An 11794-nucleotide genomic window follows, 5' to 3' on the forward strand; every position below is an offset into this window, starting at 1 on the left:
GGAGCGGGGCGGGCGGGCGGGCGCCGGGGCCGCCGGCATTCGCTGTGGGCGGCTCCGCCGGCCGTGCGTAGCGCTGCACCGTGAAGCCGCCGCTCGGCGGGTTCATCAGCGCCTCGATCTGCGCGTTGATGCGGGCCTCGATCGCCGGATCGGACAGGGCCTGGCCCGGCGGGCCCTGGTAGACCACGCTCGGCGCCGCCGGGGCCTGGCCGGGAAGCGGCGGCTGCACGAAGGGCAGGGTCGCCTGCGGCGACGGCTGGACCGGGGCGGCGCTCGTCGGCCCGCCCCCTTGTCCGCTCGCTTGCCCGTCGGCCTGGACCCGGACGAGCGGCGAGCCGGCGAGCGCGGTGGCGAGGATCAGTGCGGTGATCGGCATGGCGGTCCCCTCTCCTCCGGCGGCGCTAGTCTTCGAGCGTGACGGCGCGCTCGCGCCCGTCCGCATCCGTGACGAGGAGGCGCGGCACCGGGCGGTCGAAGCGCCAGACCCGCATGCCCTCGGTCGTCTGGGCCATCGCGTCCTGCACCGGGTTGACCACCACCACCGGCCCGCGCACGTAGAGCCGCCCTCCGAAGGTCCAGGCCGAGACGGCCGGATCGTCGACCCGCAGCCGCACCGCGCCGCGCGGCGGCGTGCCGAGGCCGAAATCGTCCATCAGCCGGTCCGGCAGCCCCTCGGGCAGGTGGCGGACGGCCCTCGCCCGCCCGGTCCGGGCGGCGATCGTCCGGACCGGTCCCGCCGGGGCGGCGGCGAGGGCGGTGTGCCGGCCCGGCGGGACGGGGATCGCCTCCGGCGGCCGGATCGCCGCCGCGCTCGCCGCGGCGTTGGCGGGCGTGGTCGCCGGGACGACGGCGTCGGCCGAGCGGGTGGCGGCGGGCGCGGCGCGGCCGCGCACCTCGATCGTCACCGGCAGGTCGACCGCCTCGACGCCGCGGCCGCCGCTCTTGACGATCAGGACGATCGGCAGCGGGTAGTTCTCGAGGGTGATCGAGATGTTGCCGTAGGTCGCGACCCGGCACGGCATGATGTGGATCGTGGTCGGCCGCTCGGCCGGCGCCGCGGCCTGCCCGCCGCAGCCGCCGCCGTCGACCGCGAACATGCGCGGGTCGTAGGCGGAGGCGGTGATCGGCCAGGGCCGGCCGCCGGCATCGAGGATCGTGATCGGCGTCACCATGCCGAAGGCGAGGTGGACGGTCTGGGGCATCGCCATATCGACCTGCGGTTGTACGCTCATCAGCCGCGGCCGGATCTTCGGCGCCGCCTCGTCCGAGTAGCCGGCGGCATGGGCCGCGCTCTGGGCGTCGATGACGCGATTGCGGATCGCCCCGACATTGCCCGGCGTCAGGATCGCGCTGCCGGAGCGGTCAGTCATCACGCTCTGCAGCGCCGATATCTCGGCCGGCGTCAGCTCGCGCGGCGGCGGCGGCGGCGAGGCGGCGCGCCGGCCTTCCGCAGCCTGCGGTGCGGGCGGCTGGGCCGGGAGCTGCGCCTGTGCCTGGGGAAACGCGGGGGCCGATGCAGGGGCCTGGCCGGATGCGGGGCTCTGGCCGGGCGCGGTCGCCTGGTCCGGCGGCGGGGTCTGCGCGGCCGGCGCGGTGACGCCGCCCTGCTGCGCGATGCGCAACGGTTGCGCGAGCGCCCGCTGCCCTCCGCATGACGCCGCAGCCAGGGCCGTCAACCCCGCCGCCCAGATCCGTCCCGCCATCCTGCCGGCCTCACCTTTTCCGGGATCGTGCTTTCGCGCCACACCCAATGTGCCGTAAGGAACATCTCGATGGCAATGGTCTTCGCTCGGCATCCCGGGATATCCCGTAGCACGCCCGTAGCACACCCCGCCAATAGCGCGACCTTTCGCCGTGACAAGCATCGTTCATCGCGGAAAATGGTCGTGAACCTGTGCCCACGCCGCAACAGTTGGGGACCGACCCGGCGGCGGATGCCCGAAGCGATTGACGGGAAAAGGCGGAACGACGAAGACGAATCCCCCGGTGGGCGGACGATCGGACATGAAGTTGTTATGGCTGCTTCTCGTTCTTTCCTGTGCGGCGTGCCTGCAGGCCTGCTCCCTCACGGGCAGCGGCCCCGGCTCGCCGGAAAGTACGAAAACATTCCTCAAGGACCAGATGGCGCGGCGCGGCCTGTGAGGATCATGGCCCTCGCCGGCCTGCTTGCAACTCTCGCGGGTGGGCCGGCCCTGGCTCAACTGAACCCGATCGTCGCCGCCACCCAGGCTCCGGGCGCCCCGGCCTATCCGTACGGCGTGCCTTCTCCATACGGCGTGCCCTACGGCTACGGCAGCGCCTATCCGCCCTACGCGACCCAGAATCCCGGGCTGAACGCCCTCACCCAGGGGCAGAACAGCCCCAATATTCCCAGCCGCGCGGGCGCGACGCCGATGCAAGGGCTCCTCGGCGGCGGGGCGGGGCAAGGCGGCGGGTCAGGGAGTGGTCCCGGCGGAGGCGGCGGCGCGGCCCTGCCGACGCCCAACCCCGCCACGAGCTACGAGCTTCTGCAGGATCCGGGCTCTCCGGTCTTCGGCCGCTACGGCGGGCTGCAATCGAAGAACGGCGACATCCGCCAGCAGGTGCTGGCCCAGGCCGCCCGCGGCACCGGGATCCGGCAAGGCTTCGCCGAGGAGACAGCGCGCCTCAACGCCGAGCTCGACGGCGCCTACGGGGCGCAGCTCGACCGGGCCTACGATTTCGGGCCGCTGATGATCGACCGCACCCTGGTGCCGCCGGTGATCACCGAGCTGCACAAGCTCGCCGAGCGCGTCGGCGAGCGGACTCTCTACCTGACGCTCGGCGCCTTCGAGATCGTGCGGCCGGCGCGCCTGAGCCTGCGCCCGCCGGACTGGCGCGACTACCTCTACAATACCGGCATCCCCTCGGCCCCCCCGGGGCCGGCGGCGGACCTGCGGCCGGAGGATTCGACCGAGGAGGGCGTCTGGAGCGTCGCTCTCGAGGCGGGGATCGCGGTCGGCATCGCCGAGGCGCGGGCGAGCTTCGCGGCGAACTTCAACCGGCTCGACCGGGACTTCGCAGGCATGGCCCGCTACCACGAGCTCGCCCGCAGCGGCGCGGTGAGCCTGCCGGTGGTCGCCCGCACGGCCCGCCCGGTGCGGATCGCCGCCGGCGGCGAGCGGGCCTTCGTCGGCGAGCGGACCATCAGCCTCGTCGTGAGCCCGAAGTTCCGGGCCGCCCCACCGGCCGCCTTCCGGTGAGCGGCCTCACCCGCCGCTCGCTCCTCGGTGCCGCCACGGGACTCGCCGCCGGGCTCGATGTGGCGTTGGTGCGCGCGGCCGAGTCCCTGACCGCGGTTCCGACCGGACGCGACCGGCTCTGGCTCAAACGGCCGGACGGCTCGGAGCTGCGCTCACGCTTCCGCACCGAGGGCGGCCACGACCGCACGCAGATCCTGCTCCTGTCCTGGTTCATGCGCGACATCCGCGACGACGGCCGGGCCGTCTGGATGGAGCCGGCCTTGTTCGATCTCCTGGCGGGCGTGCAGGCCAGCATGTCGGCGGTGCACGGGGGCGCCCTCCCCCTGATGGTGACGAGCGGCTATCGCACACCCGGTCACAACGCCGCCCTGGAATCGGCCGCGCGCAACTCGATGCATCTCTACGGCTACGCCGCCGACATCAAGGTCCCGGGCTATCCGCCCCGCGCAGTGGGGCTTGCGGCCTCGTTCTTCTCCGAGGGCGGCATCGGCCTCTACGACAGCTTCACACATCTCGACGTCTGGCAGCGGCGAACCTGGATCGGACGGTGAGCCGCCGGTTGGCTCAGGTGCCGAGCATGGGCGCAACTTAGAACTCCCGCTGCGCTGACGCCGGCGCAGCGAGCGACGACGGTGATGGGGAGTCTTGTGAGAGACATTTCGCTCGGCTTTGGTCATTCAGGCAGCCTTGCAGACGGCGCGCGCCCGACGTGGATGGTGATTTTGTCGTGTTGCTGGCGATCATGAATTCAACTTCGAAGGAATTTACCGATTTAAATTTAAATTATGCTATATGCATTAGCAAGTAAACTGATTTGACATGGCAATTCCCTTGGGGGCTCGCGGAGCGAGCAGAGTGGCGAAGGGCAGTGATGGCGACGGCGGTGCGCGCGTCCGTCTCCCGTGCCCTGGTCACTCCAGGAGATTCGGCGGATTGCGATCCGCCTCGCGCAACAACGCATTGAACCGGCTCTCGCGATCGCTTGGTCAGCGTGGCGGCGGGCTCGTCGAACGGCGGCCCGCTGAGCTCATCTCAAAAGAGACGCGCCATCGGGACGCCAACAACATAGCAAATGCAAGAATCTTCCAGGGAATATAACCGAAAAATACGGGAGGAGATACCTTGAAAAAATCAAAAGAGTCATTGTTGCATTAGAAAAAATGCATAATTCAGCCTTCGATGTTGCCGGAAATGGGATTTGATATGCCGGCTGTCACCTCTCGGATGGCTTGCCAGATATTGAAGGATCTCCGTGAACTTCTGGCCGCCGATCCGAGTCTGGTCCTGGACGTTTTCGACGGCCCGCATCACCCCTATACGGCGTCGCTGCTGGACGCGGTCCCGTCCGGGGTTGCCGACACGACCCATACTCGGCACGAACGCTCCCGGACAGTGGCGGGCGAACCGCTGGTCTCCTGAAGCCGCGCGGCGAGGGCCATCAGGCTTCCTCGCCGGACAGCCCCAGCATCGCGTCGAAGGGATCGGAGGGCGTATCGGCGGTCCCGTTCGGATCGAGCAGCCCCGCCTCCTCGAGCGCCTCGATGTCGGGCAGGTCGCGCAGCGAGGCGAGGCCGAACCGGGCCAGGAACGCCGGGGTGGTGACATAGGTCAGCGGCGCGCCGGGCTCTGGCGCGCGCGGCCCGGCCCCGACGAGGTCGAGCCGCTTCAACCGCGCGATCACGTCCCGGCTCACCTCCTTGGCAAGCATCCGGGAGAGCGCCAGCCGGGTCACCGGCTGCAGGTAGGCGATGGCAGCGAGCACCAGCTGCTCGCCCGCCGTCAGCGCGCCTCCCCTCGCCTCCTCCGGGACGGCAGCAGCGGCCCGGATGGCGGAAGCGAACTCTGCCCGCGTGCGCAACTGCCAGCCGCCGGCGACCGCGACGAGCTCGTAGGGCCGGTCGCGCAACGCGTCGCCGATGTCGGCGATCAGCGCGTCGAGCCGGCATTCCGGGCCAACGACCCGGGCCAGAGCCTCGCGCGGGACCGGCGCGGGCGAGGCGAACAGCACGGCCTCGACGTGGCCCATCCAGGCGCGCCAGCGCGCCTCGGGCGGCAGGCCGGCGAGAGCGGGATCGAACGGGCGGGATCGCGCGCGGGCCACGTCAGAGCCCGTACAGGCGGAACGTCGCCCGTCCGGTGTGCTCGCGCACGACCCCGAGGGTGACCAGGCGGTCGAGGAAGCGCCGGGCGGCCCGCTCGGAGCCGAGGTCGGTGAGGTGGGTCGCCGCGACGACGTCGTCGGCGAGCAGGGCGGCGAGGCCGTGGCCGGCGCCCTTGGTGCGAACGACCCGCATCGCACTCGTCAGCGCGTCCGCGCGCCGGGCGAGGTCGAGGGCGCGGGCATGGGTCTCGGCCGCCGCCGTGGCGTAGCCGGTCTGGCAGGCGGCGATCCAGTCCGGGTCGCTCGCGGATGCACGGCGGTGATCGAGCCGGGCACGGAGTGCGGGCTGCGCGAAGGCGGTGGCCAGCAGCGGGACCGGGGTGGCCCAGCCGAGGCGGGCGGCGAGGACGAGGTCGGCGAGCATCAGGCCGAGGAGCTCGCCGTCTGGACCCGGCATCCCGGCCCGCAGGCATGCGGCGGCACGTGCGGCGGCGGTGACGGGATCGCCGGAATCGTGGTCGCCGGCCGCGGCAAGGAGGACTTCGGGAGCAACGGTGGGCGCCATCAGGCGGCCGAGGCGGGCGAGACTGCCTGAGTCGAGCCGCGTGGGCTGCGAGGCGAGGCCGCGCCAGGCGCGATGGAGGTGGCCGGCGGGGCCGGGATCGTCGGCGGGCCGGGTGAGGTGGTGGGCGTCGCGGAACGCGGCGAGGTCCTCGCGCAGGCGGAGCAGGCGGCCGGTCGCGCCGGCGGCGAGGAGGGCTTGGCGGTGGCGCAGGGTGCCGAGCCAGGGCGGTGCGGCGCGCACGACCTGATCGAGGGCGAGGAGGGCGGCGCCGGCCGCGAGGGCTGCCCCGCCCTCCCCCCGGCCGACGCGGACCCAGGCCGGCAAGGCGTTTGGGATCAACGGGTTGGCGGCGGGACCAGCTGCCATCCTGGACGCGCGGCGATCTGGTCTGACGGGGACGGAGGCGGCTTGGTCCATGCACCACGCTATCCTTCGCACGGCGCTTTGTCAGCTCCGACAGCGCTCAAACCGCCGCGGGTGTCGGGCCCCCTGCCGTGTCCGGTAAGATTGCATTATCGGACATAGCTTGGCAGGCTCCCGCCGCCATGACCGATTCCCTCTCCCCGCACCCGCCACACACCGCTGCACCCGCCCCGGAGGAGGCAGCCTGCCTGCCTGTCGTTTCTGTCACGGCGGACGGGGTGTCGGGCACGACCGAGCCGGCCGGGCGCACCGGATCGCTGCTGCCGATGCTCCAGCCGCTCGCCGAGGCGGCACGCGCCTACGCCGCCCGCAAGGACAGCCCCAACACCCGCCGCGCCTACGCCGCCGACTGGCGCCTGTTCGAGCGCTGGTGCCTGCGCCAGGGCCTCGATCCCCTCGTCCCCGATCCCCGCACCGTCGGGCTGTTCCTCGCCGCCGCCGCCGACGGCCACGGCCTGCAAAAGGTGAGCGTCGCCACCCTCGAGCGCCGGCTCGCCGCCCTCACCACCCGCTACCGCTCGGCCGGAACGCCGCTCGCGCGCGACGACCGCCACATCACCGACGTCATGGCCGGCATCCGCCGCAGCCATGCCCGCCCGCCGCGCCAGAAGGAGGCGGTGCTCGGCGACGACCTGCTCGCCATGGTGGCGACGCTCGAGGCCGACCTGCGCGGCCTGCGCGACAAGGCGATCCTGCTCGTCGGTTTCGCGGGCGGCTTGCGCCGCTCGGAGATCGTCGGGCTCGATTGCGGCCCGGGGCAGACGACGGACGGTGCGGGCTGGATCGAGATCCTGACCGAGGGCGCGCTGTTGACGGTGCGCGGCAAGACGGGCTGGCGTACGGTCGAGGTCGGGCGCGGCTCGTCGGAGCGCAGCTGCCCGGTGGCGGCGCTGGAGATGTGGCTGCGGCTGGGACGGATCGCCCACGGGCCGGTGTTCCGATCGATCGCCGGGCCGAAGGGCACGGTGTCGGCGGCCCGGCTGTCCGACAAGCACGTGGTGCGGCTGGTCAAGCGCACGGCTTTGGCGGCGGGCCTGCGCGGCGATCTGCCGGAGGGCGAGCGGGCTCTGGCCTTCGCCGGCCACTCTCTGCGGGCGGGCCTGGCGAGCTCGGCGGAGGTGGAGGAGGCGCTGGTGCAGCGTCAGCTCGGTCACGCCTCGGCCGAGATGACGCGGCGGTACCAGCGGCGGCGCGAGCGCTTCCGGGTCAACCTGACCAAGGCCTCGGGACTGTGATGCGCCCTGTGTCGGTCCTGACCGCGTCAGGATCACCGATTTGCCGACGCTGTGTGTTCGCATCGACACGTCGATGCGAAAGCGCAAGGATATCACGCCTCAACTGCTCGGACTGGAGTCCTATACCGATAAATATTCATTAATGATGTCGCGTTCGTTTCGAATGCGATCGGCCTCGTCGCGGTGGACGATCTCGCCCTTGTTCAGAATGTAACCGCTCGTTGCCACGCTGAGACAGAAATGCATGTTCTGCTCGGCAAGGAGTATCGTGATCGAAAGCTCTTTCAGACGGCGTATCAGTCGGCCGATCTCCTGGACGATGATCGGTGCGAGGCCTTCGCTCGGCTCGTCGAGGAGGATCGCGTCCGGGTTGCCCATGAGGGCTCTGGCGATGGTGAGGAGTTGCTGCTCCCCTCCCGACAGGAGCTGGGCCGGGCGATCCTGGAGCTTGGCGACGATCGGGAAGGCATCGTAGATCGCCTTCAGGTCCCAATCGCTGCGGCCGGTCGGGCCCTTCTTCTGCGCGATGATCAGGTTGTCCTCGACCGTCTGGAACGGGAAGACCTGGCGACCCGCGGGCACGTAGGCGAGCCCCGCCTGCGCGATCTCGTGGGTCGGCCGCCCGGCGAAGTCCTTGCCGTTCATGACGACGGTGCCGGAGGTCGGCGGCGCCAGCCCCATGATGCTCTTGAAGGTCGTGCTCCTCCCCGCTCCATTGCGGCCGAGCAGGGCCACGACCTCGCCCTGACGGACGTCGAGGTCCACGCCGAACAGCACCCGGCTCGTCCCGTAGGACACGTGCAGGTTCCGGATCGAGAGGATCGGATCGTCAGGCATGGTCGATCTCATCGCCGAGGTAGGCCTTGATGACCCGGGGGTCGTTGCGGATGGCGTCGGGGGGCCTTCGGCCAGCACGGCGCCGTAGCTCAGCACCCGCACCGTCCGGGAGATCTTGAACACGATGTCGGTGTCGTGCTCGATGAAGACCAACGTCAGCCCGCTCGTCTTCCAGAGAGCGTGGATCCGGTCGACCATCTCCCAGCGCTCCTCCGGTCCCATGCCGGCGGTCGGCTCGTCGAGCAGCAGGACCTTCGGATCGAGGGCCATCGCGATCGCGACGTCGAGGAGCTTGCGGTCCCCGTGCGAGAGCGTCGCCGACGAGGTGTCGGCGACAGCTCGCAGGCCGATCAGGGCCAGGACCGCATCGGCCTTGGCGGCATCGGCCGGCGCCGGGAACCCGACCCTGAGGCTCCCGAAGCCGCGTCGCTTCGACATCACGGCGGCCTCGACGGACTGGCGCACGGTGAAGCTCGGAAACAGGCTCGCCACCTGGAAGGCGCGCGCCACGCCGGACCACATGCACCTCGGAACGTCCGGCGATGTCCTCCCCGTCCAGCATGACGCGGCCGGCATCCGGCTTCACGCGACCGGAGATGAGGTTGGACAGGGTGGTCTTTCCCGCGCCGTTAGGCCCGATGATCGCGTTGATCGATCCGGCGTCGAACGCCATCGTGACGGAGCGTGTGGCGTGGTTGCCCCCGAACCGCTTGTCGCGGTTTTCAAGACGCAGCATCGACGTGCCTCTCGCGCGAGACGATCCGCGTGGCGCGCGCCCGGGCGGAGCGCTGTGCCAGGCGATCCCTGAGGAAATCCAGCAGGCCCTTCTTGAGGACCAGAACGGTCAGCAGGATGGTGGCACCCAGGAACAGGCCGTAATGCGCGGTGTAGGACGTCACCACGTTGTTCATCGCCGTGAGGAGGACCGCGCCGAGCACGGGGCCGAGGAACGTCTGGGCGCCCCCCAGCATCACCATGAAGATGCCGTCGCCTGACACCGTCCAGTAGGCGAATTCGGGGAAGGCCCCGGAATTGTGAACGCACATCAGCACGCCCGCGACGCTGGCGATGGCGCCGGAGAGCACGAACACGGCGAACTTGTAGGCGTTCACGTCGATGCCGATCGCGGTCGCCCTCGCCTCGTTGTCGCGGATGAGCCGGAGCGCGGCGCCGAACGGCGAGAGCACGACCGCCCGCATCCCCAGCATCAGGACGAAGAGGATGAGGGCCGTGCCGTAGGCGCGACGCGGAAGGCGTCGGGCATGCCCATCGACAGGAACTCCACGTCCCAGACGATGCCGACGAGGTCGTCCAGGATCAGCGCGAGGGCGTAGAAGATCAGGAGTTGCACCAGGACGTCGGCGCCGTAGATCCGGCGCACGATCGTCCGCTCCAGCACAGCGGCGAACAACCCGATCCCGATCCCCGCGAAAAGCGTCGCGGCGAGGAAGCTGCCGGTCTGCAGGTCGACCGCGTAGGCGACGTAGGCGCCCAGCATGTAGAAGGCGTCGTGGGCGAAGTTCACCACCTTGAGAATGCCGAAGGTCAGCGTCAGGCCCGATGTCACCAGGAAGGTCAGGAGGCCGACGACGAGGCCCGAGGTGGTCTGGGAGACGAGGCACGAGACGGTCGAGATGCAACGTGCCAGAGCAGCTGTTTCCATGGGGAGCCTGCTTTCGAGAAGATCGCCCGGGAGAGCGCCGGGAGGGGCGGCGTGCGAATGGGTCAGGCGAACCCCTTTGCCGGCGTATGGAACCAGTCGCGCCGGATCAGGCACGATGGTCTGCAACCGACCTGCCGCCGCGCGGGCGTTACCGGACCTCGCGATCCCAGGTGCAGGCTCTGCTTCGGCGAGGACGAGGCACTCCGCAGCGGGGAGACGACGCACCGGGGCGATGTTGGCGGCGGTCGAGACCGTCGACGGGGCGGTCCTGCCCCATCCGACCGGCCGGGTTGCGGCCGGGATCGGCACAGATGGAGGGCCATCGACGTCGCGTGCCACGCCAAGGGCGAGGGTGCTTGCCGGAACCGCTTGCCTCGACGAACGGGCCACGGGCCGGACAAGGTGCCAGACCGGAGACGGATAGGGCGCATGCACGCGCTCTGCGCCGGCTATACGATCCGACTTCCCTCTGCCTTTGCGTCATAGGCCGTGGATCGTTCCCGCATCCGCCACGATCCGCCGGGTTGATCGTCCGGTGGCCCCGCTCTAGACTATGCCATCCGTCATAGACTTCTACGGAAGGCCCGCGATGACCGAGCCCGTGCGCTACACCCAGGCCGGGCGCCTGATGGCGATCGACACCGTGCTCGGGCCCGACGCGCTCCTCCTCGAGCGCCTCGAGGTCGAGGAGGGCATCAACCGCCTCTTCACCATCCAGGCCCGCGTCCGGGCCCAGCGCGACGAGGTCCGCCCCGACGAGATCGTCGGCACCGCCGCCGATCTCTCCCTCACCCTCGCCGACGGGAGCCAGCGGGTCTGGAACGGGCTCGTCACCGAACTGCACGAGGGGCCGATCGTCACCCGCGGCGCGCGTCAATACGCGCTCACCCTGCGCCCGCGGCTGTGGCTGATGAGCCAGCGCAGCGACTGCCGCATCTTCCTCACCCAATCGACCCTGGAGGTGCTGGAAACCCTGTGCGCCGAGCACCGCATCCGCGACTACACCCTCGCCGGGGTCACGCGACCGCCGCAGAAGCGCGACTACGTCGTGCAGTGGAACGAGACCGATCTCGCGTACTTGCTGCGCCGCCTCGAAGAGGAAGGGCTGTTCTACTGGTTCCGTCATGAGCGCGGCACGCACACGCTCGCCGTCGGCGATCATCCTTCGGCCTATGACGGCAGTCAAGACACCCGCGTCCGTCTCGCCTTCGGCTCGTCGGATGCCGAGCACATCCACGACTGGCGCCGGCAACTCTCGTTCACACCCGGACGGAGAGCCGGAAAGGATTACGAGTTCCTCACGCCCAACCTCGATCTCGCCTCGGACACGCCGTCGATCGACCGCGTTCCCGAGAACGCATCTTACGAGCTCTACGAGTATCCCGCCCGGGCGCTCACCCGCGAGGCCGGCGAGCGGGCCACGCGGCTGCGGATCCAGGCGACCGAGACCGGCTTCGACCGGGTCGAGGGCCGCTCCAGCGTGCGCACCCTCGCGGCGGGATCGCGCTTCACCCCCTACGAGGTCGCCCATCCCGGGCACGTCTACCCGGCGCAGGTGATCACGCAGATCCTGCACCGGGCCGAGGACCCGACCTACGAGTCGGGGGCCGGCACGCCGCATTACGAGAACACCTTCACGACCCTGCCGGCCGACCGCCCGGCGACGCCCCACCGGATGATCCCACGCCCGCGCATCGACGGCCTGCAGATCGCCCGGATCGCCGGCCCGCCGGGCGAGGAGATCCACAC

The 11794-nt window shown here is 70.6% G+C and carries 11 protein-coding genes and 3 pseudogenes; 4 read left to right on the top strand and 10 right to left on the bottom strand.

Translation table 11 applies throughout. The features are described 5' to 3' along the window. Positions 1-376, bottom strand: a pseudogene (locus tag VQ03_RS28275) (hypothetical protein); the annotation flags it as partial. A 25-nt stretch (positions 377-401) separates the two neighbouring features. Next, positions 402-1703, bottom strand: coding sequence for a DotH/IcmK family type IV secretion protein (locus VQ03_RS28280; protein ID WP_157064296.1), 1302 nt, complete (start codon positions 1701-1703; stop codon positions 402-404). Positions 1704-2147: 444 nt separating this feature from the next. On the opposite strand from VQ03_RS28280, the gene VQ03_RS28285 reads away from it, so the two are divergent. Both VQ03_RS28285 and VQ03_RS28290 read left to right on the top strand, forming a co-directional pair. After that, on the top strand, positions 2148-3221 hold the full coding sequence (locus tag VQ03_RS28285) for a type IV secretory system conjugative DNA transfer family protein (RefSeq protein WP_048454255.1): 1074 nt from the start codon (positions 2148-2150) through the stop codon (positions 3219-3221). Next, the gene (locus VQ03_RS28290) at positions 3218-3772 is read left to right on the top strand and encodes a YcbK family protein (RefSeq protein ID WP_053078772.1); all 555 of its coding nucleotides are present in this window, start codon (positions 3218-3220) and stop codon (positions 3770-3772) included. Before VQ03_RS28285 ends, VQ03_RS28290 begins: the two co-directional genes overlap by 4 nt. 887 nt (positions 3773-4659) lie before the next feature. Here the strand turns inward: VQ03_RS28290 and scpB are convergent. Both scpB and VQ03_RS28305 read right to left on the bottom strand, forming a co-directional pair. Continuing rightward, positions 4660-5322: an SMC-Scp complex subunit ScpB gene (gene scpB, locus VQ03_RS28300; protein ID WP_048454257.1), complete on the bottom strand. Its 663-nt coding sequence runs from the start codon at positions 5320-5322 to the stop codon at positions 4660-4662. Between the two features lies 1 nt (position 5323). Next, complete coding sequence (locus tag VQ03_RS28305) at positions 5324-6211, bottom strand: DUF1403 family protein (RefSeq protein ID WP_053078773.1); 888 nt, start codon at positions 6209-6211, stop codon at positions 5324-5326. Between the two features lie 317 nt (positions 6212-6528). Between VQ03_RS28305 and VQ03_RS28310 the strand changes: the two genes are divergently transcribed. Then, positions 6529-7545: a tyrosine-type recombinase/integrase gene (locus tag VQ03_RS28310; protein ID WP_425350105.1), complete on the top strand. Its 1017-nt coding sequence runs from the start codon at positions 6529-6531 to the stop codon at positions 7543-7545. A gap of 120 nt (positions 7546-7665) precedes the next feature. Here VQ03_RS28310 and VQ03_RS28315 read toward each other — a convergent pair whose 3' ends face one another. From VQ03_RS28315 to VQ03_RS35130, 6 genes and pseudogenes are all read right to left on the bottom strand, one after another. Further along, the gene (locus tag VQ03_RS28315; RefSeq protein ID WP_425350106.1) at positions 7666-8394 is read right to left on the bottom strand and encodes an ABC transporter ATP-binding protein; all 729 of its coding nucleotides are present in this window, start codon (positions 8392-8394) and stop codon (positions 7666-7668) included. Further along, positions 8375-8587 (bottom strand): ABC transporter ATP-binding protein C-terminal domain-containing protein, encoded by a 213-nt coding sequence (locus VQ03_RS35360; protein ID WP_425350107.1) that lies wholly within the window; start codon positions 8585-8587, stop codon positions 8375-8377. The genes VQ03_RS28315 and VQ03_RS35360 overlap by 20 nt, the downstream gene beginning before the upstream one ends. Positions 8588-8667: 80 nt before the next feature. Beyond that, positions 8668-8958 (bottom strand): annotated as a pseudogene (locus VQ03_RS35115) (hypothetical protein); the annotation flags it as partial. Next, positions 8921-9118: pseudogene (locus VQ03_RS35120) on the bottom strand (ATP-binding cassette domain-containing protein); the annotation flags it as partial. The pseudogenes VQ03_RS35115 and VQ03_RS35120, both read right to left, overlap by 38 nt. Then, positions 9105-9581 carry a branched-chain amino acid ABC transporter permease gene (locus VQ03_RS35125; protein ID WP_053078774.1) on the bottom strand — a complete coding sequence of 159 codons (477 nt, stop codon included), beginning with the start codon at positions 9579-9581 and terminating at the stop codon, positions 9105-9107. The gene VQ03_RS35125 and the pseudogene VQ03_RS35120, both read right to left, overlap by 14 nt. 8 nt (positions 9582-9589) lie before the next feature. After that, positions 9590-10045: an ABC transporter permease subunit gene (locus VQ03_RS35130; protein ID WP_053078775.1), complete on the bottom strand. Its 456-nt coding sequence runs from the start codon at positions 10043-10045 to the stop codon at positions 9590-9592. Between the two features lie 589 nt (positions 10046-10634). Here VQ03_RS35130 and tssI point away from each other — a divergent pair. Then, the coding region (gene tssI, locus VQ03_RS28330) for a type VI secretion system tip protein TssI/VgrG (RefSeq protein WP_048454259.1) at positions 10635-11794 on the top strand (1160 nt) is incomplete at its 3' end.

Origin of the sequence: Methylobacterium tarhaniae, assembly GCF_001043955.1 — a bacterium.
Taxonomy (GTDB): domain Bacteria; phylum Pseudomonadota; class Alphaproteobacteria; order Rhizobiales; family Beijerinckiaceae; genus Methylobacterium; species Methylobacterium tarhaniae.